The sequence below is a fragment of the Sandaracinus amylolyticus genome (assembly GCF_021631985.1).
Lineage (GTDB): Bacteria > Myxococcota_A > Polyangia > Polyangiales > Sandaracinaceae > Sandaracinus > Sandaracinus amylolyticus_A.
The window spans coordinates 9,112,071-9,136,619 of sequence record NZ_CP070225.1; the positions used below are offsets into that span (position 1 = coordinate 9,112,071).

Genomic DNA, 24,549 nt, shown 5'->3' on the forward strand with positions numbered 1-24,549 from the left:
GGGTCCGGGGCGTACGGACGCGAGCTGGGGCAGGAGTCATCGACGGAGCGCATCACGAGGTCGATCGTGGTACTCGCAAGAGGCGCGCCCTCTCAGCGACACGCCTGGGTGCGCGTCTCCGTCACCGGCGCGCACGCCCCGCTGCACGAGGTCACGAAGCTCCCGGTCTCGCCGCACGCCGGGACCGCGGCCGCCCAGCCGGCGGTCGCGCGGCACGAGCCGCCCATCTGCGCGCACTCGCCGGTCGCGCCCTCCTCCGGCTCCTCGTCGCCGTCGCAGTCGAAGTCGAAGTCGACCTCGACCAGCGCACCTTCGATCGGCGTCGTGAAGGACTCCGTCTGATCGACGAACACGCGCGCGTCGTCGTCGGCGCAATCCGCGGTGCGCCGCGTCGGCATGCGATCGGTCCACGCGCGCTCGGCGCCGGTGCAGCCGGTGTCGTCACCCGAGGGCTCGACGCAGCTCGTCACCGACGATGCGCGCAGCGATGCGTAGGAGTCGCCGTCGCAGTCGGCGAACCAGGTGCGCACGCCGGGATCGATCGCGCCGTCGCAGTCGTCGTCGATCTGGTTGCAGAGCTCCTCGGCGCCGGGGTGGATCGTCGCGTCGTCGGGCGCGCAGTCCGCGCAGTCGTCGCTGCCGTCGGCGTCGCGATCGCCGGGCAGGGTCTCGCAGCCTGTCGCGGGATCGCACGCCTCGAGCGAGCAGGTGTCGCCCACGATGCAGCGGAGCGGCGTGCCCGCCACACAGGTGCCGCCCTCGCAGCGCTCGGCCCCGTCGCAGAGATCCTCGTTCGCGCAGTCGGTGTCGGACGTGCACTCAGGCGGCGGCCCGGCATCATCGGCGATGCCTGCGTCCTCCTCGGAGATCGCACCGCCGTCGAAGGCGCTCGGCCCTTCGCCGGCGTCGTCGTCCCCGCACGCTGCGATTCCGAGCGCCACGACCAGGACGAGAGCTGCGCGTTCCATGCACGTTCGTATAGGCACTCTGGTGCAAGTGTCTCGTACGATACGATTCGCAGGACACCGTGACCGCCGTGTACGCTCGGCGCCCGGTGCGCTGCGACGCAGCTCTGGATCGCTCCCGTCGTAGAACGACGCACCCCGAGACCACCCGAGGAATCCCCGATGAAGCCCGACGAGGTCGCTCGCACGACGATCGTGCGCGACATCCTCCTCGACATCGCCGGCGCGGAGGCCGCGTTCGAGCGGCACCACGTCGACTACTGCTGCGGTGGCGCGCTCGCGCTCGAGGAGGCGTGCCGTCGCGCCGGGGCCGACGTCGACGCGGTGCTCGCGACGCTCGTCGAAGAGGCGAACAAGCCGGGCGCACAGGCACCGCGCGATCGCGAGATGCTCTCGGTCCCGCTGGTCGAGCTCGTGAAGAAGATCGTCGACGAGCACCACGTCCGCTCGCGCGCCGACGCGACCTCGCTGGTCGCCCTCGCGCGTGATGCCGTCGCGACCGATGGCGCGCGCGACCCCGCGCTCGCGGAGATCGTCGCGCTGCTCGAGACGCTCTACGCCGAGCTCCTGCCGCACCTCGCGTTCGAGGAGCGCCACGTCTTCCCGTACGTCGTCGCGCTCGAGCGCGCGGGGCATGACGGTGCGACCCCGCCCGCCGCGCTCTTCGCCACGATCGCCGAGCCGATCGCCGAGATGATCCACGAGCACGAGGCCGCGGATCACCAGCTCCACGATCTGCGCGATCTCGCGCACGACTACGTCGCGTCCGAGGGCGCGAGCGCCGCGACCCGCGCGCTCTACGCCGCGCTCGCCGAGCAGGAGCGCGAGCTCGTGCGGCACATGCACCTCGAGGGCAACGTGCTCTTCCCGCGCGCGGAGCGCCTCGAGCAGAAGGTCCGCGCCGCGTTCCGCTCGCCCCGCCGTCGCGCCTGATCCGCGCCTACGAGACGGCGGCGAGCTCGCGCACGATCAGCGAGCTCGCCGCGAGCACGTCACGTCCCGCCGCCGCCGGTCTCGTCGGTCGTCGTCGTCCCGGTCTCGCCGCCCATCCCTTCTTCACCGGTGGTCGTCGTGCCCTCGGTGCCGGTCGTCGTCGTGTCGCCACCGGTCGTCGTCTCGGTGGTCGTGCTCTCCGCGGGCTCGCTGCTGCCGCCTCCGCCACCACACGCTGCCAGCCAGAGCGCCGTCGCCAGGAGAGCCCATGTCGTTCGCGTCATTCCCTCACCTCCGAAGCCTCGGGCGCGCTCGTCGCGCCCGCGGGCCCGTGCCTAGGCACGCGCGTCCCGCTCACAACGACCGCGGATGCGTACACTCCGGCTGACGTCGCGAACGGCTGCGTGCTAGATCGCTCGCTCGGAGAGCCGGAGAGGCGCGGACCGGGAATCGGCTCGGCCGCGACCACGAACGCGAACCGCCCCATGACGACCGATCGTGCTTCCGCGCGCGCGCCGGCGCGCGTGACCGTGCCCGAGCTCCGTCGAATGAAGTCCCGTGGCGAGCGCATCGCGGTGGTCACCGCGTACGACGCCACCTTCGCGCGCATGCTCGACGAGGGCGGCGCCGAGGTGCTGCTCGTCGGCGACTCGCTCGGCATGGTCGTGCAGGGCCTCGACACGACCCTGCCCGTGACCGTCGACGAGATGATCTACCACTGCCGCGCGGTCGCTCGCGGCACCAAGCGCGCGCTGATCGTCGGCGACATGCCGTTCATGAGCTACCAGGTCTCGATCGAGGAGGCGCTGCGCAACGCGGGCCGCTTCCTCGCCGAGGGCGGCGCGCACGCGGTGAAGCTCGAGGGCGGCGAGCCGATGGCCGAGACGATCGCGCGCGTCGTGAGCGTCGGCATCCCGGTGGTGGCGCACGTCGGGCTCACGCCGCAGAGCGTGCACGCGATGGGCGGCTTCAAGGTGCAGGGCCGCGGCGAGGACGACGCGGAGCGCGTGCTGCGCGACGCGCGCGCGGTCGCCGACGCGGGCGCGTTCGCGGTGGTGCTCGAGGGCATCCCCACCGATCTCGCGCAGCGCATCACCGCCGCGATCGACGTGCCGACGATCGGCATCGGCGCGGGCGTGCACTGCGATGGTCAGGTGCTCGTGAGCTACGACCTGCTCGGGCTCACGCCCGACCTCAAGCCGAAGTTCGTGAAGCGCTTCGCCGAGCTCTTCGCGGATGGGCGCGCGGCGACCGAGCGCTACGTCGACGAAGTGAAGAGCGGCGCGTTCCCCGCGCCCGAGCACTCGTTCGGCGCAGCGCCCGCGAAGAAGAGCGACGCGCCGGCGAAGCCCGCGTACGGGCCCAGCGACGCCTGAAGGAGCGAGGATGACGAAGGTCGTGCACGAGAAGAGCGAGCTGCGCGCCGCGTGCGACGCGATCCGCGCGTCGGGTGGTCGCCTCGGGCTCGTGCCCACGATGGGCGCGCTGCACGACGGGCACCTCGCGCTCGTCGCGGACGCGCGTCGTCGTGGGGCCACCCACGTCGCGCTCACGATCTTCGTCAATCCGCTGCAGTTCGGTCCCAGCGAGGACTTCGATCGTTATCCGCGCACCCTCGAGGCCGACGTCGCGCGTTGTCGCGACGCCGGCGTCGACCTCGTGTTCGCGCCGCCGCGCGACGGCATGTACCCGCCGGGCTTCCAGTCCGAGGTGCAGGTCACGAAGCTCACGACGCGGCTCGAGGGCGCGTTCCGCCCCGGGCACTTCACGGGCGTCACGACCGTCGTCGCGAAGCTGTTCATGCTCGCCGGGCCCTGCGTCGCGTGCTTCGGGCGCAAGGACTACCAGCAGTGGAAGGTGATCGAGCGCATGGCGCGCGATCTCGACATGCCGATCGACGTGGCCTCCATGCCCACGGTGCGCGAGAGCGACGGGCTCGCGATGAGCTCGCGCAATCGTTATCTGTCGCCGGAGGAGCGCGAGCGCGCGCTCGGCATCGCGCGCGGACTGCGCGCCGCGCACGCGGCGTACGGCGCGGGTGAGCGCGACGCGGCGAAGATCGCGGAGATGGTGCGCGCCGAGATCACGCCGCGCTTCGACTCCATCGACTACGTCGACGTCGCCGACGCCGACACGCTCGAGCCGTTCACGCGCCCGATCGAAGGACGCGCGGTGATCACGGTCGCCGCGAAGATCGGCAAGACGCGCCTGATCGACAACACCGTGCTCGGCGAGGACACGTCGCCTTGAGCGAGGACGATCTGTTCCGGGGCGCGCTGGTGAGGCTCGCCGCGCCACGCCCCGAGGACGCCGCGATCATCGCGTCGTGGAGCGAGCGCTCGGCATATCCGAGGCTGATCGACACCGACCTCGCCGTACCGCGCACGCCGGGCGAGATCGGACGCGCGACGGTGCGCGCCGGAGACTCGCTCGAATTCCGCCTGCGCACCCTCGAGGGCGACACGCTCGTCGGCTTCGTCGCGCTCTTCGGCATCGAGTGGAACAACCGCTGCGCGACGATCGCGATCGGCATCGGCGATCCCGCTCACCGTCGCAGAGGCTACGCGCGCGACGGCATGCAGCTCCTGCTGCGCTACGCGTTCACCGAAGCGAACCTCGAGCGCGTCGGGCTCGACGTGATCTCGTACAACGAGCCCGCGATCGCGCTCTATCGCAGCCTCGGGTTCCAGCAGGAAGGCGTGCGACGTCGCGCGGTGATGCGTGGCGGGCGCGCCTACGATCGCATCGACTTCGGTCTGCTCCGCGAGGAGTGGGCGAGCGCTACGGAATCGGTAGCGCTACGGATTCCGTAGCGCTACCGATTTGCTGCTCAGCTCGAGTACGCGCGATCCGCTGCGGCGAGCGCCTCGCCCGCCGACGCGTTCGGCAGCAGCGAGCCCAGCGCGCCGAGCAGCGTCGTCACGTGACGGCGCGTGCACGACGCGCCCATCAGCCCGACGCGCCACGCCTTGCCCTTGAACGGACCGAGGCCGCCGCCGATCTCGATGCCGTGCTGCTCGAGCAGCGCCTTGCGCGTCGCCGCGTCGTCGACGCCCTCGGGCACGTGCACCGCGTTGAGCATCGGCAGCGAGCGCTCCGGCACGTAGCGCAGGCCGAGCGCCTCGAGCCCGGCGCGAAGCGCGCGGTGGTGCTTCGCGTGGCGCGCCCAGCGCTGCTCGAGCCCCTCTTCGTGCACCAGGCGCAGCGCCTCGCGCATCGCATACGTCATGTTCACCGGCGCGGTGTGGTGGTACGCGCGCTCGCCGCCCCAGTACGACTTGATCATCGAGACGTCGAGGTACCAGCTCTGCACCTTGCTCGTGCGCTTCTCGATGCGCGCGATCGCGCGCGGCGAGAACGTCACCGGCGACAAGCCGGGCGGGCACGACAGGCACTTCTGCGAGCCCGAGTAACACGCGTCGATGCCCCACGCGTCGATCTCGAGCGGCGCGCCGCCGAGCGACGTGACCGCGTCGACGAGGAGCAGCGCGTCGTGCTCGCGCACCGTCTTGCCGATCTCCTCGAGCGGCTGGTGCGCGCCGGTCGACGTCTCCGCGTGCACGATGCCGACGACCTTCACGTTCGGGTTCGTCGAGAGCGCGGCGCGGATCGCGTCGGGGTCGATCGTGCTGCCCCACGGCGCTTCGACGCGATGCACCGTCGCGCCCGCCCGCGACGCGACGTCGCACATGCGCTCGCCGAACACGCCGTTGACGCCGACGATCATCTCGTCGCCCGGCTCGATCAGGTTCACGACCGCGGCTTCCATGCCCGCCATGCCGGTCGCGCTGATCGGGAACGTGAGCTCGTTGTCGGTGCGGAACGTGCGCTTCAGGAGCTCGCGCGTCTCGTTCATCACGCGCAGGTAGTACGGGTCGAGGTGCCCGACGGTCGGCGATCCGAGCGCACGCAGCACACGCGGCGGCACGTCGCTCGGGCCGGGGCCCATCAGGAGTCGCGTCGGGGGGTCCAGCTCGTCGAAGATGGTGCTCGTCACGGCCCGCAGCTTCGCACGAAGAGCTCACGTGCGCAGTGCTCCACGCGTGTCACCCTCGGACCCGTGACAGACACGCTCTACTGGTCCGAGACCTACACCGATCAGTATGTCGAGGCGCTGCGCCGGGACGCTGATTTCCAGAAGGCGGCGCGCAAGTTCGAGGGGTCGATGACGTTCCGCTGTCTCGACACGCCCGAGGGGACGGACGTCGAGGCGACGTACGTGATCGACAAGGGCGCGGTGAGCGTCACGCGCCGCGCCGAGAAGGCGCCCTCGAGCGCGCTCCGCGCCGCGCCGATCGAGAAGAGCGTGTTCGCGCGGACCACCGCTCCGTACGCGCTGTGGTGCAAGCTCGACCGCGGCGAGATGAACGTGCTGCAGGCGGTCGCGTCGCCCGACTACCAGGTCGAGGGATCGAAGCTGAAGATCATGGCGAACATCGGCGTGCTCAACGCGATGAGCGCCGTCGCGTCGCGCGTGCCGAAGCGGTATTGATCGCGTCATGGACTTCCGCGATCTCACGAACGACGAGACGATCTGCCTGATGGGCCTCCTGCGCGAGGTCATCCAGGCCGACGACGACTACAGCCCCGCGGAGCGCGCGAAGATGCGCGAGCTGCGCGACGCGCTCGGCGACGAGCGCTTCGACGCCGCGATCGACGAGGCGAAGCGTCGCTACGCGGGATCGCGCGCGGCGCTCAAGGAGCACGCGAAGACGATCACGCGCCCCGAGGCGCGGAAGACGATCTTCGCGCTGCTGGAGAAGGTCGCGGCGAGCGACGGCGTGACGGCGAGCGAGCGCAAGCCGCTCGACTGGGTCGCGTCGTGGTGGGATCTGAAGACCTGACCGTCCGACCAGAGTCCCTCTTCGAGGTCCGCTCCTGGCGCCTATAGCCTCCGTTTGGAGGCCCTGATGCGCTACGAGACCATCGAAGCGATCCAACACCGCGCGTGGCATCCCGCGGGATCGAACGGCGGGCACACGCGCTTCTGCTGGCACTGCGATCGCGAGGTGAGCGCCGAGCGCGCGGGACCGGGCTGGAGGCTCGGCGTTCCGGCGCTGGTGATCGCGGTGTTCGCGTCGGTGACGGTCGCGGTGCTCGCGGGGCCCTTCATGGTGCTCGCGCTCGTGCCGCTCCTGCTGTTCAGCGCGGCGCTCGGTCCGTACGTCGCGAAGATGCGCAGCGCGGCGAGCTGTCCGCGCTGCGGTCGCGAGGTGCCGTACACGACGCGCGAAGCGGCGTACTCGGCGCACGGCGGGAGCCGGCTGCACGACGGCGCGCACGTGCCCGAGCGGCCGATGCACTGACACGTCACTCGCAGACGTCGCGCCACTCGAACACGCGATCGCGACGCACGCCGGCGCGACCGAAGCCGTAGCGGTTCGTGGCCTCGACGCAGCCGGGCCACTTCTCGACGCTCTCCCACGCGCCGCGGGTGTACTTGTACTCGAACCACTCGCCGCGACCGACGCGCAGCGTGCCGCGCGCGAGCCCCGGCGCGACCACTTCGAGCGGCGCATGGGCCCAGCCGTTCGCGCTGCTCGCGACGTGGATCACGCTGCCGATCGGGGTGCTCTCCGGGAGCTCGACCTCGAGCACGACGTCGATCGGCGGGCTCGGCTCGCTGATCGTCACGTCGTAGTCGAGCTCGATCGTCGCGCCCGCTGCGCCGGGATCCGGCATCCGCACGATCAACGAGCGCTCGTTGCGATCGTGCACGAAGCCGGGCAGCTCGACTCCGTCGACGCGAACGCTGCGCACCTCGCCGTCGACCCGCCAGACCCGCAGCTCGATCGTGCGCGCCCCTGGGTCGAAGTCTCCCTCGCGCGCGCCGATCACGAAGCGCGCGCCACCTTCGCGCTGCACCAGCGTCAGCGTGGTGCGCGACGTCGCGCCGTAGCCATCGCCCGCGTCCTGGACCAGCGTGAACGTGCTCTCGCGCGCCGACGGATAGAGATCGAGCAAGAGCGTCCCGCCGAGCGCGCGCGTGCTCGCGACGTCACCCGAGACCCGCGGGAGGATCGCGCCCTCGCGCACGAACGTGGGCAGCGCCGCGAGCGTCGCGCCGACCTCGATGGTGCGCGGACCCTCGACGATCGCGCCCGACTCGAGCTCGTACCAGCGCCCGCTCGGGATGTGCACCTCGCGCGACGTCGCGCCCTCGCGCGTGATCGGCGCGACGAGCAGGAACGGACCGAGCATCGCCTGATCGCCGACGTCGCGCAGCGCGCGCTCCTCGAAGTGCTCGTACAGCATCGGTCGCAGCACCGGCGCGCCCGTGCGCTCGTGCTCGTCGAACAGCGACTCGAGGTACGGCATCAGCGCGTAGCGCGCGCCGATGCGAGCGCGCGAGATGTCGAGCACCTCGCTCCCGAAGCTCCACGGCTCGGCATCCGGCGGACCGTTCGTCTGGTGCGCGCGGAAGAACGGCGAGATCGATCCCAGCGCCATCCACCGCGCGAAGAGCTCGGGCGTCGCATTGCCCGAGTACCCGCCGACGTCGCTTCCGACGAAGGGCACGCCCGACATGCTGGTGCCGAGCAACATCGGGAGCACCTGATCGAGCGACCACCACGTGCTCGGTGCATCGCCGGTCCACACCGCGGCCTCGCGCTGGATGCCCGCGTAGCCGGCGCGACAGAGGATGAACGGACGCCGCGTCGGGAGCGCCTCGCGCAGCCCCTCGCGCGTCGCGCGCGCCTGCAGCAGCGCGTACACGTTGTGGCCCTCGGCCATCGTGGTCGCGATGCCGTCGCCGTGGATCGGCAGATCGTTCGGCACGGTGTTCTCGCCGCCGCTCTCGGGGAACGTCGTGGGCTCGTTCACGTCGAGCCAGATGCCGTCGATGCCGCGCCGCGCGAGCCGCGCGACCTCCTCGCTCCACAGCGCACGCGCCGCGGGCATCGTGAAGTCGAGGAAGAGCGAGTCGCTCGCCCAGGTGTTCGCGACGTGCGGCGTGCCGTCGGGGTTGCGCAGGTAGAGCCCGCCCGCGATCGCGCGGTCGTGCACGCTCCAGCCGGGATCGATCTTCAGTCCGGGATCCGCGATCACGATCAGCGAGAAGCCACGCGCATCGAGGCGCGACGCGAGCCCTTCGGGATCGCCGAACCGCAGCGGGTCGAAGGTGAACGTGCGGAACGCGTCCATGTGCTGGATGTCGAGCCACAGCGCGTCGGCGGGGACGTCGTTCTCGCGGAAGTCGCTCGCGAGGCGATCCATGCGCGCGATGTCGTGATAGCCCCAGCGCGACTGGTGGAAGCCGAGCGACCAGCGCGGCGGGCGCGGGGTGCGGCCGGTGAGCGACGAATAACGACGCAGCACGTCGCGCGGATGAGGCCCCGCGATCAGCCACTGATCGAGCTCGGGGCCGGCGCTCCGAATTCCGTAGCGGTCGGGATCGCTCGCCGCGAGGTCGTACTCCTGGCGGTACGCGACGTCGGTGAACAGGCCGTACGCAGTGTCTCCGCGGACCGCGACGAAGAACGGGATCGCGAGGTAGAGCGGATCGGACTCGGGCCCGAAGCCGCCGTGCGCGGGCTCGTAGGCGTCGGTGGTCCACACGATCGCGCGACGTCCTCGGCGACCGAAGGGACCGGTGCGCTCGCCGAGCCCGGTGAAGAGCTCGTCGCGCGGTGAGACGCGCACCACCTCGCGCGCGCTCGTCGCGACGTCGGGCGCGTCCTCGAGGAGCACCGTGCCCGCGCGATCGCGCACCACGACGCGCATGCCGTCGCGCTCGATCGTCGCGACGAAGGCGTCGCTGCAGATCGTCGCGAACGCGTCGTCTCCGTCGATCGTGATCGCGGCGGGCGCCATCTCGATCGCGGGCGTGACCAGCGCGAACGAGCGCTCGATCGGGGTCGCGCCCGCGGGGACGTAGCGCACGCGCAAGAGCGCGTCGTCGAACGCCCAGAGGTGCACGTCACGCGTCGCGCCGCGCGCGATCACGTGGTGCGCGCGATCGCTCGTCTCGATCCACGAGGGCGCGCGGCCGCTCATCGAGCAGGCACCGTCGACCTCGATCGACGCGTCGACGCCGGCGTCGTCGCGCATCGCGTCGATCCATCCGCCCGCGTCGCGCGCCGGTGATGGCTGCTCGCTCGCGCATCCCGCGAGCACCACGAACATCCCCACGAGCCACCGCATGCGGCGGTTCTACCAAGCGCCAGCATGCAAGTCACTCCAGGCAGAGTCACGCGACGGTCGCCCGCGAATCACGGGCATTTCGTCAGGGCTCGAGGGGATCGCACGAGCCGCTCATGCGCACTCGCTGCGCGAGCGATTCGTAGCGCAGCGTCGCCGCGATCGGGTCGGGGGGATCGCAGCGCATGACCTGCTGCGGGCTCGCGACGTGCGCGAGCCAGTCGTGCGTCGCCTGATCGACGATCGCGCGCAGCCCGTTCGAGTCGCGGTAGCGCGTGCCCACCGGCGGCACCGCGCCGCCGAACACGACGTCGATCATCGTGAGCGCGACCACCGCGTCGTTCGCCGCGAGGTCGCAGTAGCGCGCGGCGCCGCCGGCGCACAGACACGCGATGCGCGCTTCCTCGCGCACGTCTCCCTGCTCGCAGAACATCGCCCACGGCGCTTCGCTCGGCGGCACCACGCTCGAGAGGCGCACCTGACGGCACGGTCGCTCGGGGCAGCGATCGCAGTCGCCCTCGGGGAGCGCGAGCGGGCACGCGACGGCGCCCGAGGGCGCGTGGCGCAGCTGGCTCGCGGCGAGCGGCGCGGGCGTGCTGGGCAACGCCGCTCCGCTCGGGATCGCGAGCATCGGTGTCTCGACCCACGCAGCGAGGCTCCGCGGGTCGTCGATCGACGCGTCGACGTCGGTGACGTGCATCGGATCTGCACACGCGACGAGCACGCCCGCACCGACGATCGCGAGAACGCGAGAAGCCCCCATCGATGCACCTCCGGACGTGCATCCGCGACCATCAGCAACCCACGATCCAGCACGCCGCATCGCATCGCGTCTCGGGATCGACGGATCGCGACGAGGCACGACGCGCCGGCACGGTGCACGTGTGAGGCGCCGGACCTCGTGACGGCGCGCACCGATCGCGCGGGTGTCGCGCTGCGTGCTCGCGATCCGCACATCGACGTCGCGTGGCACGTGGGCTGCTGAACGCCGAAGCCCATGAACGCGAGTCGGAAGTCGGGGGTGGGGAGCATCGCCGCGATCGCGCTGGTGACGTGCGGCGGATGCGCGACGGAGGACGCGCCGATCGCCGAAGCGGCCGAGGCTGCGCCGATCATCGCGCACGCTGCCGGGGGCTGGATCGAGCACGCGCGATCACCGCTCGTGCCCTACTGCCATGGCGTGCTCGTCGCGCCGGACGTGGTCGTCACCGCATCGAACTGCGCCGACGAGGGCTGGTACGAGCTCTCGTTCGGCGTGGGGGATGCGCGCGATCCATCGATCCCGGTGGTCGCGGCGATGTGGCATCCGATGGGGGGTGAAGATCCCCGGCACGCGCTGGTCGCGCTCGTGCTCGAGCGTCCGGTGGTCGGCGTCGCGCCGGCGTCGCTCGAAGCGCCGGAGACGATGCCGTGCGGCGTGGAGCTGCCGACGTACCTCGTGACGACGCGAGGCACCGAAGGCGATCGGAAGATCTGGACGGCGTGCGCGCTCGAGCCGGAGTCGGAGAGCGACGTGCCCACGCTCGTGGCGATGGAAGGCTATCCGAACTGTCACGGCGACAGCGGCGCCGGTGCGTTCGTGCCGGGCGCGCGGGACCGTGTGCTCGGATGGGTGACGAGCGCGGGACGGCTCGGTCCGGTGCATCCCGAGCACGAGGTCTGCGTGACGAGCGTGGGGCTCGCGACGGTGGCGGCGAACCTCGACTTCCTCGACGCGGCGCGCGAGCGCTCGCGCGTCGGTGCACCGTTCTGATCATCGGGGCATCGCCGATGCAGGGCGATCGCTCGCGATGAGCGATCCGAAGAAGAAGCGGCACGAGCCCGAGCTCGACGACAGCGTGGAGCGACCGAGCCCCGACTCGGGGCGTGACGACGAGCCCCGCACCCACGTGCGGGGCGAGGACGACGTGGAGCACGGTCCCTCGATCGACGTCGGCGGCCCCGAGGGGATCGAGCGCGGCGTCGGCATCGAGAGCGAAGAAGGTCGTTAGCCACGCTCACGGTGGGATGGCGTGGGGCGTGCTGGGTGAGAAGAGCATGGAGCTCTTCGGTAGCACCGCGCTCGACGCGCTGGTCGAGTGGACGCGCGCGCGCACGAACGACGAACGTCTCCGCCTCGCCGAGGCGACCTTGCCGACGCTGGTGAGGCTCGGCGCCGGGGCGCGGACGATCGGCGATCGGGGTCCGCGGCCCGCCGAGACGTTGATCCTCTACGAGCGCGAGGGATGCCCGTTCTCGCGGCGGGTGCGCGAGGCGCTCGCGATGCTCGACCTCGACGCGCGCATCAAGCCGGTGCCGCGGGGATCGGTGCGCCACGCGCGCGAGCTCATCGCGCTCACCGGGGACATCGAGATCCCGGTGATGGTCGATCCCGCGATGGGCGTGGTGCTCGCGGGCACCGACGCGATCCTCCCGCACTTGTTCCAGCACTACGGGCGAGGCCACGTGCCCCTGCGCCTCCGCGAGAACGTCACCTCGAAGCTCGCGTCGAGGCTGCGCTCGGGGCGCGGTCAGGACGGGCGTCCCTCGATCGCGCCGAGCCGCGCGCTCGAGCTCACCGGATACGAGGCGTCGCCTGCGACGCGCCTGGTGCGCGAGACGCTCGACGAGCTCGAGCTGCCGTACCTCTCGCGCCCGCTCGCGCCGCACAGCCCGCGGCGCCGCGCGTACTTCGCGGAGGAGGGCACGATGGAGCTGCCCCGGCTCGAAGATCCCGCCGCGGGGATCACGCTCTACGGCGCCGCCGCGATCTGCAGCTACCTCGAGCGCACCTATGCGTTCGGTCCCGAGCGCGGGATCGATGCGGGCGCGCCCGACGAGCGCACCGTGCCCACGACGCAGGCGCGTCGCGCCACGCAGATCGAGGAGCGGCCCCGATGAAGACGACGACGATGGTGGTGATCTCGATGCTCGCGATCGGGGCGCTCGGGTGCCGCGGTGAGGACGCCCCGCGCCAGCCCTCGCAGTACGGCCGGTGGATCCCGATCGAGCCGACCGATCAGCCCGCGAGCGCGCCGGGCGCGCGCGACGATCCCCAGGGCACGACCCGTCTCGGGACCCTCGATCCCACGCTCTCCGGCGGTGAGCCCTCGCCGTTCGCGAGGCCCGACGAGGCGGCACCTTTGCCCGCGAAGTGACGAGTGCCCGCGAAGTGACGAGCGCGCCGCGCGAGAGAAGGCCCGCGCGGCTCCTCGTGTCGTCAGCTCGCGCCGCGGCCGTTGGGCTGGTGCGTGCTCACGCGGCCGTGCCCGCGCTCGTCGCGCGCGGTCTCGTCGGTCTCGCGCTCGCGTCCCGTGATCGCGTCCTTCGCGCGGCGCAGCATCGTCCGCAGCTTCATCACGCCGCTCTGATCCCAGTACTCGCCGACCTCGATGTCGACGCGGATCAGCGCGAGCCGTCCCTCCTCCGGCCCCTTGGGGAACCACAGCGAGAAGCTCGGCTTCCACACCTCGTGGATGCGCATCGGGTCCTCGATGATCGTCGCGTGACCGGACCACTGCACGTACGAGTCGTCGCCCTGCATCGTCACGAGCGCGCGCGGATCGCGCTGCACCTCGGTGACCGACGCGTGATCCTTCGCGGTGAGGAACCAGATCGCGCCGTCCTCCTCGTCGAGCTCGGCGATCGTCATCGGGCGCGCGTGAAGGTGCTGGTCCTCGGCGATCGTCGTGAGCATCGCGAAGCGGAAGTCGCGTGCGACGTCGAGCAGCCGCGCGATCTCTGCGTTCTTCTCCATCGGCGGTTCTCCTGTGGTGAGAGGTGTCCACGCTTCGCAACGCGCGTTCCATGCAGCGGACGGGGCGGGACGCCGCGCGCGTGCTCGGTCGCTCGGGCGTGGCATCGCGACTGCACGCCAGAGCGCGGAGGTTCCATCGAGCCATGTCCCGCCGACGACGCGACCAGGACCGCACGATCGACAGCGACCCGGCGACGCAGCCCGGGCTGAGCGTGCCCAAGGTGTTCGAGCCGACGACCGATCCCGGCGCTCTGCACGAGGAGCAGGACGTCGAGCGGATGCTCGATCACGAAGCGCGCTCGGAGGACGACGCCGACGTGCATCGACACGAGCGCCCGCCGCTCGCCGCGACCACCGATCCCCAGGCGGTCGAGGAGCTCGCCGGCGAGGCGATCCAGCTGGCCACCCAGGGCGGAGGCTCGCGACGCATCGACGGCGACGACTCGCTCGAGGAGCAGATCGATCGCGACGCGATGGAGGCGGGCATCGTGCCCCAGCTGGTCGGGCAGGCGACGCTCGACTCCGCCGCGGGCACCGACGAGGAGCAGCCCGACGTCGACGAAGACGCGGAGACCCTGCCGCGTGCGCGCCCGGGCCGAACGTCGGTGCGAGGTCGTCGTCCGAGCCCCTGAGGAGAGGGCAATTTCTGAGGAGAGCATCTGAGGAGAGCAGGAGGGTCAGGAGGGAAGGAGAAGTTGGCTCGTCGAGCGAAATCCCTCCTGCAACTCCTGCTCTCCTCAGCGGAGTCTCTTCTCTGCGGCCCTCTGCGTCCTCTGTGGTGAGTTCACTCCGCGGCCATCGCGAGGTCGCTGTCGAGCCACTGAGGCTCGCGCTCGCCGCAGTCCACGAGGCGACAGCCGGGCCGCTTCGCGTCGCCGAGGAAGGTCGAGAGATCCGCGAGCACGCGCTCCGGGCAGTCGAGGTGCGGGAAGTGCCCGCAGCGCTCGTACCCGTGCACCGTCGCGTGCAGCAGCTTCTCCGCGACGCGCCGCGCGTGCGCGAAGGGCAGCACCGGATCGAGCTCGCCCCAGAGCACTGCGATCGGCGGGAGCATCGTGCTCGCGTCGACGACCTCCCAGAACGTCGCGCGCTGTCCGTTCACGTCGAGGCTCGCGTCGAGGATGCGCTGCAGCGCCTCGGCGGTGCCCGGCATCGCGGCGAGCACTGCATACCGCGCGAGCTCCTCGGGCTCGGGCCGCGCGAAGCGCGCGGGCCCGAGCGGCGACACCGCGAGGCGCGTCGCGATCCGCCGCGCGACGAGCGATCCCAGCAGCGCACGCGCGACCGGCAGCACGCTCATGCGCAACCACGGCGAGACCTCGCGACCGAGCCCGCCCGGCGCGATCAGGGCGAGACGCTCCACGCGCTCCGCGTGATCGCGGAGCATCGCGAGCGCGACGCCGCCGCCGAAGGAGTGGCCACAGATCGCGGCGCGCGGCACACCGACCGCCTCCATCCACGCCGCGATCGTCGACGCGAACCACGGCGGATCGTAGGGCGCCTCGCTCGGGCGTCCCGACCATCCGTGGCCCGGTAGATCGGGCATCAGCACGCGATGCGTGCGCGCGAGCGCGGGCGCGATCCGCCGGAACGTGCGGTGCGAGTCCGCGAGCCCGTGCAGGAGCACGAGCGGCGGGCCCTCGCCGAGCTCGCCCCACGCCACGTCGCAGTCGTTCACCCTCACGACCCGCGCGTGACCCAGCATCTCCATGCGACGACGTTCCAGCACTGGTCGTGCCGAGCTGGATCGCGAAGAAATGCCGCGCGACAGCGTCGAGATCGACGCACGACGCCTCGCTCGCGCGGCGCGATGTCGCAGCCGCGGCCCTCGGCCTCGTCCGGTACGGCGGGTGCTCTTTCGCGCCGCGATGGACGCCAGCACCCGAGCGATCGGCATCGCCAGCGCGCTCACCCTCGTCGCGACGCTCTGTTGGCAGCTCCGCGCGCAGTGGAGGAAGGGCACGAGCGAGGGCGTGTCGCGCTTCCTCTTCGCGGGGCAGCTCGGCGCATCGACCGGCTTCGCGATCTACAGCGCGCTGATCGAGGATGCGGTGTTCGTCGCCACCAACGTCGCGACCGGCGTCGCCGCGGTCGCGGGCTTGGCGATCACGATCGCGTTGCGACGACGGGCTCGCCGCGCGCGATCGTGGCGAGCCGGCGAGGCGCGCCGGCACGGCGCGGCCGCGAGCCACGGAGCCGGACGCGCCGCGCCGCTGGGATCCGCGTGATCCCGTTGCGCACGACGATTGCACAACGCTGGTTCACGCGGCGCAGGAGCCCGCGAGGAGGTGGGGGATGTCGACGCGGACGACGGTGAGGTTGCCGGCCGCCACCGTCGCCGCGCGCACCGCCGTCACCCTCGACGACGACGCGCGCTACGAGCCCGCCGTGGCGTTCGATCGCGCCCCCCTGCGCGCGAGCGCGTCGAGCTCGAGCAGCACGCACGTCCCGCCGACCTCGAGCGCGCCGGTGCCGAGCCACGTGATCGCGCTCCGGGTCGGGCTCGCGCTGCTCTTCGTCGCGACCTGCGTCGTGCTCTGGCCCTTCTGGCCGTGGCTCACGCTCGCGGCGTGGTTCGCGGCGCTCGCGCGCCCGATGGTCGAGCGCCTCGCGCACATCACCCACGGTCGTCGCGCTGCGGCCGCCGTCACGACGATGCTGCTGCTCGTGCTCTCGCTGGGCCCGCTCCTCGCGCTCGCGGTCTCGCTCTCCGCCGACGCCGCGGATCTCGTCCACGAGGTGACGCGCACGCGCTCGGGGCGTCAGGCCGTGATCGCGATCGTCTCGCCCGACGGCGCGATCCAGCGCCCGGATCTCGACGTGCCCACCGTCGTGCACGTGTTCCGCAGCCAGGGCGAGCGCGCGTGGACGATGGCGAGCAGCGTCGCAGGCGCGACCGCCGATCTCGTGCTCGGGCTCTTCGTGTTCTTCACCGCGGCGTTCTTCTGTCTGGTCGACGGGCCGCGCGCGTTCGACTGGGTCGAGCGCCACACCCCGATCGCGCACCGCCACGCGCTGCGCTTCGCGGGCGCGTTCGTCGAGACCGGGCGCGGGCTCTTCGTCGGCGTGGGGCTCACCGGGCTCGTGCAGGCGATCATCGCGACCGGCGCGTACTGGGCGCTCGACGTGCCGCGCCCGGTCGTGCTCGGCGTGCTCACGTTCGTCGCGTCGTTCATCCCCACCGTCGGCACCGCGCTGGTGTGGGTGCCGGTCGCGCTGGGGCTCGCGTTCACCGGTCGCGAGTCGGAGGCCGCGCTGCTCGCGGGCGTCGGCATCCTGGTCGTCGGCACCGTCGACAACCTGCTGCGCCCCGTGCTCGCGCGCTGGGGGCGGCTGCACATGCACACCTTCGTGGTGCTGGTCTCGATGCTCGGCGGCCTCGCGATCGCGGGGGGATGGGGCCTGATGCTCGGCCCGCTCGTGGTGCGCCTGACGCTCGAGGCGCTGCGCATCGCGAAGGAGGAGGAGATCGTTTGAGCTCAAACGTTCGGCGCACGCTCGGTGCGCTCGCCACGCTCGCGCTCTTCGTGGTCGCGCTCGCGCTCGCCGCGCGCGTCCACCTCTCGCTCCCGGCCGGACGCCGCGCCGCGGCCGACGCGCTCGAGGCGCTGATCTCGCGCGAGATCCCGGGCACGATGCGCATCGGTGCGATCGACGAGCTGCGCACCGACTACGTGCGCGCGCGCGACGTGGTGTTCGAGACGCCCGAGGGCGAAGAGGCGCTGCGCTTCCGGCGCATCGAGCTCGACCCCGACGTGCGGCGCTTCCTGCGCGAGGGCGCGATCGCGACCCGCAGCGCGCGCATCCAAGGCGCCGTGCTCCGCATGATCGAGCGCGAGGGCGAGGACGGCCTCGGGCTGGAGCGCGCGTTCGACGACGACGACGAGGGCAGCGGCGGCGAGGAGCAGGGCCGCGGCGTGACGCTCGATCTCGCGAACGTCGCGTTCCACGACCTCGACAGCGAGTGGCGGATCGGCGAGCTGCCCGAGATGCACCTCGACGACGCGTCGGGCATCGCGCGCTTCTACACCGACGATCAGGGGCAGATCGCGATGCGCTTCGATCGCATCCGCGGCGAGGCGCGCCTGCCGATGGATCTGCGCGTCGACGTCGAGCGCGCATCGGGGCGCATCCGCACCGGATGGCGCCAGCTCGGCCTCTTCGAGATGCGCCTCGCGGTGATGGGCTCCGAGGTCGACCTCGATCTGCACCTGGTGGACGGGGAGGGCGGCGTCCGCCCGCGGGTGCACAGCGACACCGAGCCCGGCTCGCTCGCGATGCTCGCGATGCTCGGGGTCGAGCTCGTGACGACGGTCGCCGGCGCGCCCGACGCGGTGCAGGTCGACGACGATTCTGCCGGCCCCGACGAGGGCGCGAAGTGACCGCCGCGATCGCGCTCTACCTCGGGCTGACGATCGTGCTCGCGTCGTGGATCGTGGTGCACGCGCTCGCCACGACCGCGGCGTGGAGGCGCGAGGGCGCGAGCCCCGGATCGCGCGCGCTCGCGCTCGTGCCTCCGTTCACCGCGATCGCTGCGGCGCGGGCCGGGCACCGCCACGTCGCGGGCGCGTGGGCGGTGCTCGCGGTGATCTACGTCGTGCTGCTGGGGATCGCGTCCCAGCTCTGACGCGTCTACTCGGCCTCGCGCGCCTCGTCGTCGGTCGCCGGGTGGGAGCCGTCGTTCGTCGTGAGCGCCTCGGTCAGGAACGCGAAGCGCTGGCTGATGCCGGGGTCGACCGACGCGTGGAGCTTCACCGCCTTGTGGATCAGCAGCAGGGCCTTGAACGCGTCGTGGTGCGCGAGCCGCCGTGCGTCGGAGAGCGGCGTCAGCGTGCGCTCGTACTTCGCGAGCACCGCGGACTCACGCGCCTCCGCCTTCTCGGCGATGCGCATCAGCGACCGGAGCTTGCCCAGCGTGAGCCCGGGGACGCGCAACTGCCGCTCCTGCTCCCACTCACGCAGCACGCGATCGGCTGTGTCCTCGAAGTTCTCGCGCGGCTTGAGCAGCTTCTGGCGCTCTTCCGGCGAGAGGACGCGCGCCGGCTTCCTCGTGCTCGCCCTCTTCGCGCTCGCTTTCTTCGTTCCGGTCTTCTTCGCGCTCGCTTTCTTCGTTCCGGTCTTCTTCGCGCTCGCCTTCTTCGTGGTCTTCTTCTTCGTCGCCATCGTCGCTTCCCCCCGAGATCGCGTGTTTTGCTGGGTTTTTGCCAGCTCACGGCGAGCCTAGCCGAGCGCTGGGGGGGCGCCAAGACCGGCTCGAGGTGGGGCCTAGGCGTCGTCTAGGTCCCCCCTCGACCTCGCCTGGGCCCCGCTCGGCGCCGGGTACACGGCACCGAGCCGAGCGAGAGGCGGGCCCTCGTCCGAGCCGAGCGATGCGCGCCCACGACGCTCCGCAACCACCGGCGCTACGATCGGCCCCGTGCCTTCGCCCTCGATGCCCCCCCTCGTCCCCGAGATGCGCGCCGCCCACGTCCAGGAGAACCTGCGCTCGCTCGAGCGCCTCGGATCCGACGTCGCAGCGCGCGTCCGCGAGGCGATCGGGCCCGAGAGCGTCGCGGAGATCGAGGGCGCGCTGCGCACGAGCTGGCTCCCGGCTGCGCTCGACGTGGCGCTCACCGGGGCGCTCGGCCGCACCCTCGGTGACGAGGCGGTGCGGCGATGGTCGCGCGAGGCCCTCATCGCGTCCGCGTCGACCCCGCTCCTGCGCGGCTTCGTCGCGACCGCGATGCGCACGCTCGGCACGTCGCGCGCCGTGCTGAGGTGGGCGCCGCGCGCGTGGGACACGATCTATCGCAACGCTGGTGAGCTGCGCCACGAAGCGCGCGACGACGGCTCGGTCGTGCTCGTCTACGAAGGCCCGCGCGAGCTCGCCGGCGACGACACGTACCTCGTCGGCATCGCGGGCGCGTTCGAGGGCGCGCTCGAGATCTGCGGTGCGCCCGACGGCCGCTTCGAGATCGTGCGCGAGAGCGCCCGCGTCGCGCGCTTCGTGCTCCCCGCGTGACGCGTCGAAGACTCGGCTCGCCCGCCCTCCGCGCGCTCCCGTCCGGCCGGACGAGCACTCCGGCGAGGGATCAAAATCGGCTCGCCCGCCGGGCCCTACCGTCCGCGCGCTTCGCGCGCTCCCGTCCGGGACCGGCGGGACGAGCACTCCGGCGAGGGATCAAAATCGGCTCGCCCGCCGGTCCCCTCCCGTCCGCGCGCTGCGCGCGCTCCCGTCCGGGACCGGCGGACGAGCACTCCGGCGAGGGTTCACCGCCGCGGCGGCGCAGCGGGCCGCTCGGGCGCGCTCACGCCGTCGCCTTCGATCGCGCTGCGATCGCCCGGCGCGCGCTCGTAGACCCACTGCGACGACATCGCGACCGCGCGCTCGATCGCCTCTTCCTCCGGGCTCCCGTCGCGCACGAGCGCGTTGACCATTTCGATCGCCTTGCTGCGCGCGGGCTCGGGAAGTCTCGCGATGCGCGGGGACATCCGCTGGTGCGTGGTCGCCATCTCTCGTCGTCTCCTTCGTCCTCGATCGAGAGCAACACGCGGGCCCGCTCGTGGGCGCGGCGCGACGCGAGCCAGCGCGCTCGGGGCGCACCGCCACGCGACCGCGACGCGAGCAGCCCCGAATGCAAGCCATCGCGAATGGCACGTCGCCTGCTCGGAAGCCGGGCACGCGACGAGCGCGGGAGAGCGCTGGGGCTCGTCGAATCCCACGGAGGAACGGGCAGATGGACCAGGGGACGGCAAGGGCGGGAGCGACCGCGCAGACCACGAGCGATCGCGCGCGCCACGTGCACACGCCGCATCCGCTCGAGGGCACCGGCGGGCCGATCGCGCGTGCGGTCGTCGGCAGCGTGCTCCTCGTCTCCGGCATTCGTCGTCGCGGCATCGTCGGCGCGCTGCTCGCGACGGCCGGTGGCGTCGTGCTGCGCCGCGCGGCCGAAGAGCTCTACACGCACCTGCGCAGCGAGCTCTTCGCGCCGCGCCCCGACCTCGAGCGTCGCTACGGCGAGAGCTTCGATCGCGACGTCGTCGAAGAGGCGTCGTGGGAGTCGTTCCCCGCGAGCGATCCCCCGGGCTTCACGCACTGAGCTGTGTTTTCGGAAGGGGTCATGGATGACCCCTTCCCCCCGCCCGGCAAAGCCGGATCGGGGCCCCCCATCCCTGAACGCTGCGCGCGGGGCCCCAGCCCCGCTTGCTCGCGCCAGGCGCGCTCCGATTCAGCGACAGATTCCGAGCGTCCACGTTTCTCACACTTCGTCGTCGTTGGGAGGGCCTACCGTGACCGCGTCCGCGCAGAGGACGATCGACCGTGATCTCGCGCTCGTGCACGACGAGCTGGCTCGCGTCGCACGCCGTGGCGATCCGTGGATCGGACGCGTGCTCGGCGAGCGCTATCGCATCATCCAGCACCTCGCCGACGGCGGCATGGGCAAGGTCTACGTCGGCGAGCAGATCCGGCTCGGCATGTCGGTCGCGGTGAAGATCCTCGATCGCGCCGGCTACGAGCATCCGACGCTCGCGGGACGCTTCGAGCGCGAGGCGATCGCGACCGCCGCGCTGCGCTGCCCGCACATCGTGCAGGTGTTCGACTGGGGGATCCTGCCCGAGGGCGGCTGCTATCTCGTGATGGAGCTCCTGCCCGGCGCCGATCTCGCGACGCTGATGATGCAGGACGGGCTCTTCGGCGTGGAGCGCACGCTGCACGTGCTGCGTCAGGTCGCGATCGCGATCGATCACGCGCACGCGCACGGCATCGTGCATCGCGACCTCAAGCCCGAGAACGTGATGGTCGATCTCGAGGCGGGCGACTTCGTGACCGTGCTCGACTTCGGCGTCGCGCGCGACCTGCGCCAGAGCTCGACCTTCAGCGACTACGGCGAGGTCGTCGGCACGCCCGAGTACATGTCGCCGGAGCAGGCGATGGGGCTCGAGGATCTCGTCGGGCCCGCCTGTGATCGCTGGGCGCTCGCGGTGATGGCGATGGAGATGCTCACCGGCGATCTGCCCTATCCGAGCGCGTCCGCGACCACGACGCTGCGCTACATCGCCGAGGGCACGCCGCGCCGGCCGAGCGAGCTCGGCTTCACGGTGCCCGGGCTCGATGCGGTCTTCGATCGTGCGATGTCGCGCAAGCCGCGCGATCGCCACCCGAGCGCGCGCGCGCTCGTCGACGATCTCGAGCGCGTGCTGCTCGCGTGGATGCGCGCGAACGAGGCGCACGACGACGAGAGCGCCAGCTCGGGCGTCCGCGCGCGGGTGCACGCCGCCGAGATCGCCGCGACCACGCCCGAGGCGCGGGTGCTCGCGTCCGGTGGCTACACGATGGGCACCGCGGCGATCGCCGATCTGCCGTGCGACGAGGTCTCCACCGCGCGCATGACCAGCGCGATCGTGCTCGCAGGGCTGACCCTCGTCGGCTCCGCGTTCGCCGCGGGCTGGATGGCGTGCATGGCGCTCGCGGGTGGGGGGTGAGCCATTGCGGGAGTGCTCGTCCCGCCGGTCCCGGACGGGAGCGCGCGAAGCGCGCGGACGGTAGGGCCCGGCGGGCGAGCCGATTGCTCAGTCTTCGTGCGCGCCTGCGCGACACGCTGAACGCGTGACGGGGACGCGCTCGCGACGACGCCCGGGCAAGTCGCCACGCATGCGACGCATCGCCCCGATCGCGGTGTCGGTCGCCACGCCGAGCGCTTGGGAATCGTGGCTTTTCGAAGTGGCCCCGCGCTTGCTCGGCAGAGCGTCACGCGCGCGTCGCGGGGAAGAGGGAGGAAGCACCAGAATGATCGGACTCGACACCGAAGAGCGCGACCGCCCGGCGTACCAGCCCGAGCCCACCACCACGCGCCCCGCGCCGCCGCGCGACGAGAGCGTCGACGACGTGTGGGACGACGACGACTGGGAGGAGGACTGGCTCTTCCTCTGATCGCGCTCGTTCGGCGCTCTCGACCCGAGGTGCCGCACGCGCGTGAGACCGCACACCCCCACGAGGCGCCGCGCCCCACTCGGGCTCGGCGCCTCTCGATTCTCGACCTTCGCATGCGCGCCGATTTCCTTCGTGATCCCATCGATGACGCCGCGCCTCGCGTGGCACTCGCCGTGCTCTCCAGATCCGCTGGGGCAGCAGCATCGCGATGAGCGAGGACGGATCGATCAGCCGTGGGCCCGTGCCCGGCGATGTGCTCGAGGGCCGATGGCGCATCACCGCGCTGCTCGGTCGCGGAGGGCACGCCGGCGTCTATCGAGGCCAGCACGCGCGCCTCCGTTACCCGGTCGCGATCAAGACGCTCTCGGTCGATCCGCGCTCTGCGATCGCCGACGACCTGCGCTCGCGATTGCTGACCGAGGCCGAGATCGGCGCGCTCGTGCGGCACCCCAACGTGCTGAAGATCTTCGACGTCGGGAGCACATCCGCGGGCGAGCCCTACCTCGTGATGGAGCTCGTCGAGGGCGAGACGCTGCGCGAGCGGCTCGATCGCGGACCGCTCACGATCGCGCAGGCCGTCGACGTCGCGCGCCAGGTGCTCGCCGGCCTCAGCGCGCTCGCGCAGCACGGCATCGTCCATCGCGACGTGAAGCCCTCGAACATCATGCTCAAGCCAGGCCGTCGCGGCGTGCGCGCGAAGCTGATCGATCTCGGTGTGGCGCGAAGGCTGCGCGGCAACGCCGGGGGCGATCAGGGCGAGGGGTTCCTGGTCGGCACGCCGAGCTACATGGCGCCCGAGCAGCTGCGCGCGCAGCTCGTCGATCCCCGCGCCGACGTGTACTCGCTCGGCGTCGTCCTCTACGAGTCGCTCACCGGCTCGGTGCCGCCGCGACCGACGTTCGTCGAGCGCTACGCGGTCGAGCCCGAGCTCGAGATCGACGAGCTCCCGCCGGTCCGGCAGAAGCGCCCCGAGTGCCCGCCCTGGCTCGAGTCGATCGTGAAGCGCTGCGTCGCGGTCGATCGCAACGCGCGCTACCAGAGCGCGGCCGCTGCGGCCGAGGCGCTCGCCGTGCTCGCGCGCGATCTCGGTCTGCCGAGCGGCGCGCGTGCGTGGGTCGAGGATCCCACCCGCGCGCCGATCCGCACGATCGACGACGCAGGTCCCGACGAACGCACCACCCGTCACATCCGGCGGGGTGGTGGCTCCCGGAGGGTTCCATGGCAGTCCTGATTCTCTCGTGGATCGTCGTCGCGTTCCTCTTCGCGCTCTTCGCGCACGCGCTGCTTCCAGACGATGGCGCGATCGACGTCGACGTGACGCTCGTCCTCGGGATGAGCGGTGCGCTGATCGGTGGGGCGCTCGCGAACCACCTGGTCGGGGAGCCCCTCTGGGGAGTGCACGCCGCGGGCTTCGCGGGCGGCGCGATGGGGGCCATCGGTGGTGTCGCGGCGGGCGCGCTGGGGCAGCGGCGCCGCGCTTCGCAGCCGCAGCGCACCTCGTGACGGCGTGATTCGAGTCAAATCGGCTCGCCCGCCGGTCCCTACCGTCCGCGCGCTTCGCGCGCTCCCGTCCGCGACCGGCGGGACGAGCACTCCGGCAAGGACAGCTCCCCCTCCGTGGCATCTGCCGTGCAGTCGACCTCGTCCAGAGATCAACGGCATTCACGGCAGATCACGGAGGAGAGAGCAACATGCTGTACTGGTCGGTGGTGTTCTTCGTGCTCGCGCTGATCGCGGCGATCTTCGGCTTCGGCGGGATCGCGGCGGGCGCGGCGACGATCGGCAAGATCCTGTTCGTCGGGTTCCTCGCGCTCGCGGTGCTCAGCCTCGTCGCGGGACGTCGCCCGACGCTGCGCACCTGA

The 24,549-nt window shown here is 71.9% G+C and carries 33 protein-coding genes; 24 read left to right on the forward strand and 9 right to left on the reverse strand.

The genetic code is table 11. The annotated features are described in order from the left end of the window. Nucleotides 1–92: 92 nt before the first annotated feature. Nucleotides 93–968, reverse strand: coding sequence for a MopE-related protein (locus I5071_RS38620; protein ID WP_236518396.1), 876 nt, complete (start codon nucleotides 966–968; stop codon nucleotides 93–95). A gap of 159 nt (nucleotides 969–1,127) precedes the next feature. Here I5071_RS38620 and I5071_RS38625 point away from each other — a divergent pair, with 159 nt between their 5' ends. Next, nucleotides 1,128–1,898 (forward strand): DUF542 domain-containing protein, encoded by a 771-nt coding sequence (locus I5071_RS38625; protein ID WP_236518397.1) that lies wholly within the window; start codon nucleotides 1,128–1,130, stop codon nucleotides 1,896–1,898. 59 nt (nucleotides 1,899–1,957) lie between these two features. Here the strand turns inward: I5071_RS38625 and I5071_RS38630 are convergent, their stop codons facing one another. Continuing rightward, nucleotides 1,958–2,182: a hypothetical protein gene (locus I5071_RS38630; RefSeq protein ID WP_236518398.1), complete on the reverse strand. Its 225-nt coding sequence runs from the start codon at nucleotides 2,180–2,182 to the stop codon at nucleotides 1,958–1,960. Between the two features lie 201 nt (nucleotides 2,183–2,383). On the opposite strand from I5071_RS38630, the gene panB reads away from it, so the two are divergent. Genes panB through I5071_RS38645 form a run of 3 tightly spaced genes read left to right on the forward strand, consistent with a single transcriptional unit; the run spans nucleotide 2,384 to nucleotide 4,711 of the window. Continuing rightward, nucleotides 2,384–3,274: a 3-methyl-2-oxobutanoate hydroxymethyltransferase gene (panB, locus tag I5071_RS38635; protein WP_268921182.1), complete on the forward strand. Its 891-nt coding sequence runs from the start codon at nucleotides 2,384–2,386 to the stop codon at nucleotides 3,272–3,274. Between the two features lie 10 nt (nucleotides 3,275–3,284). Continuing rightward, entirely contained in the window at nucleotides 3,285–4,148 is an 864-nt protein-coding gene (gene panC, locus I5071_RS38640) for a pantoate--beta-alanine ligase (RefSeq protein WP_236518400.1), read from the forward strand. After that, nucleotides 4,145–4,711 carry a GNAT family N-acetyltransferase gene (locus tag I5071_RS38645; protein WP_236518401.1) on the forward strand — a complete coding sequence of 189 codons (567 nt, stop codon included), beginning with the start codon at nucleotides 4,145–4,147 and terminating at the stop codon, nucleotides 4,709–4,711. The genes panC and I5071_RS38645 overlap by 4 nt, the downstream gene beginning before the upstream one ends. 17 nt (nucleotides 4,712–4,728) lie before the next feature. Here I5071_RS38645 and I5071_RS38650 read toward each other — a convergent pair whose 3' ends face one another. After that, complete coding sequence (locus tag I5071_RS38650) at nucleotides 4,729–5,895, reverse strand: pyridoxal-phosphate-dependent aminotransferase family protein (protein ID WP_236518402.1); 1,167 nt, start codon at nucleotides 5,893–5,895, stop codon at nucleotides 4,729–4,731. Nucleotides 5,896–5,958: 63 nt separating this feature from the next. Between I5071_RS38650 and I5071_RS38655 the strand changes: the two genes are divergently transcribed. From I5071_RS38655 to I5071_RS38665, 3 genes are all read left to right on the forward strand, one after another. Next, nucleotides 5,959–6,390, forward strand: a complete 432-nt coding sequence (locus tag I5071_RS38655) for a hypothetical protein (protein WP_236518403.1) — start codon at nucleotides 5,959–5,961, stop codon at nucleotides 6,388–6,390. A gap of 7 nt (nucleotides 6,391–6,397) precedes the next feature. Then, entirely contained in the window at nucleotides 6,398–6,742 is a 345-nt protein-coding gene (locus tag I5071_RS38660) for a TerB family tellurite resistance protein (protein WP_236518404.1), read from the forward strand. A gap of 66 nt (nucleotides 6,743–6,808) precedes the next feature. Next, complete coding sequence (locus I5071_RS38665; RefSeq protein WP_236518405.1) at nucleotides 6,809–7,204, forward strand: hypothetical protein; 396 nt, start codon at nucleotides 6,809–6,811, stop codon at nucleotides 7,202–7,204. 4 nt (nucleotides 7,205–7,208) lie between these two features. Here the strand turns inward: I5071_RS38665 and I5071_RS38670 are convergent, their stop codons facing one another. Next, nucleotides 7,209–10,043, reverse strand: a complete 2,835-nt coding sequence (locus I5071_RS38670) for a TIM-barrel domain-containing protein (RefSeq protein ID WP_236518406.1) — start codon at nucleotides 10,041–10,043, stop codon at nucleotides 7,209–7,211. 82 nt (nucleotides 10,044–10,125) lie between these two features. Further along, nucleotides 10,126–10,803 carry a hypothetical protein gene (locus tag I5071_RS38675; RefSeq protein WP_236518407.1) on the reverse strand — a complete coding sequence of 226 codons (678 nt, stop codon included), beginning with the start codon at nucleotides 10,801–10,803 and terminating at the stop codon, nucleotides 10,126–10,128. Between the two features lie 2 nt (nucleotides 10,804–10,805). Between I5071_RS38675 and I5071_RS46735 the strand changes: the two genes are divergently transcribed. The 5 genes from I5071_RS46735 to I5071_RS38695 all read left to right on the forward strand — a co-directional run bounded on the left by I5071_RS46735 (nucleotide 10,806) and on the right by I5071_RS38695 (nucleotide 13,177). After that, the gene (locus tag I5071_RS46735) at nucleotides 10,806–10,928 is read left to right on the forward strand and encodes a hypothetical protein (protein ID WP_268921183.1); all 123 of its coding nucleotides are present in this window, start codon (nucleotides 10,806–10,808) and stop codon (nucleotides 10,926–10,928) included. A 109-nt stretch (nucleotides 10,929–11,037) separates the two neighbouring features. Further along, nucleotides 11,038–11,793 carry a hypothetical protein gene (locus I5071_RS38680; protein WP_236518408.1) on the forward strand — a complete coding sequence of 252 codons (756 nt, stop codon included), beginning with the start codon at nucleotides 11,038–11,040 and terminating at the stop codon, nucleotides 11,791–11,793. A gap of 37 nt (nucleotides 11,794–11,830) precedes the next feature. Then, nucleotides 11,831–12,031, forward strand: a complete 201-nt coding sequence (locus I5071_RS38685; RefSeq protein WP_236518409.1) for a hypothetical protein — start codon at nucleotides 11,831–11,833, stop codon at nucleotides 12,029–12,031. A 46-nt stretch (nucleotides 12,032–12,077) separates the two neighbouring features. Then, the gene (locus I5071_RS38690) at nucleotides 12,078–12,920 is read left to right on the forward strand and encodes a glutathione S-transferase N-terminal domain-containing protein (protein WP_236518410.1); all 843 of its coding nucleotides are present in this window, start codon (nucleotides 12,078–12,080) and stop codon (nucleotides 12,918–12,920) included. After that, nucleotides 12,917–13,177 (forward strand): hypothetical protein, encoded by a 261-nt coding sequence (locus I5071_RS38695; protein ID WP_236518411.1) that lies wholly within the window; start codon nucleotides 12,917–12,919, stop codon nucleotides 13,175–13,177. Before I5071_RS38690 ends, I5071_RS38695 begins: the two co-directional genes overlap by 4 nt. Nucleotides 13,178–13,239: 62 nt before the next feature. On the opposite strand, the gene I5071_RS38700 is transcribed toward I5071_RS38695, so the two are convergent. Then, nucleotides 13,240–13,776, reverse strand: a complete 537-nt coding sequence (locus I5071_RS38700) for a pyridoxamine 5'-phosphate oxidase family protein (protein WP_236518412.1) — start codon at nucleotides 13,774–13,776, stop codon at nucleotides 13,240–13,242. A gap of 143 nt (nucleotides 13,777–13,919) precedes the next feature. Here I5071_RS38700 and I5071_RS38705 point away from each other — a divergent pair, with 143 nt between their 5' ends. Next, entirely contained in the window at nucleotides 13,920–14,408 is a 489-nt protein-coding gene (locus I5071_RS38705; protein WP_236518413.1) for a hypothetical protein, read from the forward strand. Between the two features lie 152 nt (nucleotides 14,409–14,560). Here I5071_RS38705 and I5071_RS38710 read toward each other — a convergent pair whose 3' ends face one another. After that, a complete protein-coding gene (locus tag I5071_RS38710) occupies nucleotides 14,561–15,487 on the reverse strand; it encodes an alpha/beta fold hydrolase (RefSeq protein ID WP_236518414.1) in 927 nt (308 codons plus the stop codon). A gap of 157 nt (nucleotides 15,488–15,644) precedes the next feature. Between I5071_RS38710 and I5071_RS38715 the strand changes: the two genes are divergently transcribed. The 4 genes from I5071_RS38715 to I5071_RS38730 all read left to right on the forward strand — a co-directional run bounded on the left by I5071_RS38715 (nucleotide 15,645) and on the right by I5071_RS38730 (nucleotide 18,403). After that, the gene (locus tag I5071_RS38715) at nucleotides 15,645–16,004 is read left to right on the forward strand and encodes a hypothetical protein (RefSeq protein WP_236518415.1); all 360 of its coding nucleotides are present in this window, start codon (nucleotides 15,645–15,647) and stop codon (nucleotides 16,002–16,004) included. 67 nt (nucleotides 16,005–16,071) lie between these two features. Next, nucleotides 16,072–17,253 (forward strand): AI-2E family transporter, encoded by a 1,182-nt coding sequence (locus I5071_RS38720; protein ID WP_236518416.1) that lies wholly within the window; start codon nucleotides 16,072–16,074, stop codon nucleotides 17,251–17,253. After that, nucleotides 17,250–18,158 (forward strand): hypothetical protein, encoded by a 909-nt coding sequence (locus tag I5071_RS38725; protein ID WP_236518417.1) that lies wholly within the window; start codon nucleotides 17,250–17,252, stop codon nucleotides 18,156–18,158. Before I5071_RS38720 ends, I5071_RS38725 begins: the two co-directional genes overlap by 4 nt. Next, the gene (locus I5071_RS38730; RefSeq protein WP_236518418.1) at nucleotides 18,155–18,403 is read left to right on the forward strand and encodes a hypothetical protein; all 249 of its coding nucleotides are present in this window, start codon (nucleotides 18,155–18,157) and stop codon (nucleotides 18,401–18,403) included. The genes I5071_RS38725 and I5071_RS38730 overlap by 4 nt, the downstream gene beginning before the upstream one ends. 5 nt (nucleotides 18,404–18,408) lie before the next feature. On the opposite strand, the gene I5071_RS38735 is transcribed toward I5071_RS38730, so the two are convergent. After that, nucleotides 18,409–18,939 (reverse strand): hypothetical protein, encoded by a 531-nt coding sequence (locus tag I5071_RS38735; RefSeq protein ID WP_236518419.1) that lies wholly within the window; start codon nucleotides 18,937–18,939, stop codon nucleotides 18,409–18,411. A gap of 268 nt (nucleotides 18,940–19,207) precedes the next feature. On the opposite strand from I5071_RS38735, the gene I5071_RS38740 reads away from it, so the two are divergent. Next, on the forward strand, nucleotides 19,208–19,777 hold the full coding sequence (locus I5071_RS38740) for a hypothetical protein (RefSeq protein ID WP_236518420.1): 570 nt from the start codon (nucleotides 19,208–19,210) through the stop codon (nucleotides 19,775–19,777). 248 nt (nucleotides 19,778–20,025) lie between these two features. Here the strand turns inward: I5071_RS38740 and I5071_RS38745 are convergent, their stop codons facing one another. Beyond that, on the reverse strand, nucleotides 20,026–20,268 hold the full coding sequence (locus I5071_RS38745; protein WP_236518421.1) for a hypothetical protein: 243 nt from the start codon (nucleotides 20,266–20,268) through the stop codon (nucleotides 20,026–20,028). 224 nt (nucleotides 20,269–20,492) lie between these two features. On the opposite strand from I5071_RS38745, the gene I5071_RS38750 reads away from it, so the two are divergent. From I5071_RS38750 to I5071_RS38775, 6 genes are all read left to right on the forward strand, one after another. Then, complete coding sequence (locus I5071_RS38750) at nucleotides 20,493–20,855, forward strand: hypothetical protein (protein WP_236518422.1); 363 nt, start codon at nucleotides 20,493–20,495, stop codon at nucleotides 20,853–20,855. Nucleotides 20,856–21,045: 190 nt separating this feature from the next. Beyond that, nucleotides 21,046–22,239 (forward strand): serine/threonine-protein kinase, encoded by a 1,194-nt coding sequence (locus tag I5071_RS38755; protein ID WP_236518423.1) that lies wholly within the window; start codon nucleotides 21,046–21,048, stop codon nucleotides 22,237–22,239. A gap of 304 nt (nucleotides 22,240–22,543) precedes the next feature. Next, nucleotides 22,544–22,687 (forward strand): hypothetical protein, encoded by a 144-nt coding sequence (locus I5071_RS38760; protein ID WP_236518424.1) that lies wholly within the window; start codon nucleotides 22,544–22,546, stop codon nucleotides 22,685–22,687. 208 nt (nucleotides 22,688–22,895) lie between these two features. Next, nucleotides 22,896–23,918, forward strand: coding sequence for a serine/threonine-protein kinase (locus I5071_RS38765; RefSeq protein ID WP_236518425.1), 1,023 nt, complete (start codon nucleotides 22,896–22,898; stop codon nucleotides 23,916–23,918). Then, on the forward strand, nucleotides 23,906–24,190 hold the full coding sequence (locus I5071_RS38770; RefSeq protein ID WP_236518426.1) for a GlsB/YeaQ/YmgE family stress response membrane protein: 285 nt from the start codon (nucleotides 23,906–23,908) through the stop codon (nucleotides 24,188–24,190). Before I5071_RS38765 ends, I5071_RS38770 begins: the two co-directional genes overlap by 13 nt. Before the next feature lie 188 nt (nucleotides 24,191–24,378). Further along, nucleotides 24,379–24,549 (forward strand): DUF1328 family protein, encoded by a 171-nt coding sequence (locus tag I5071_RS38775; RefSeq protein ID WP_075097732.1) that lies wholly within the window; start codon nucleotides 24,379–24,381, stop codon nucleotides 24,547–24,549.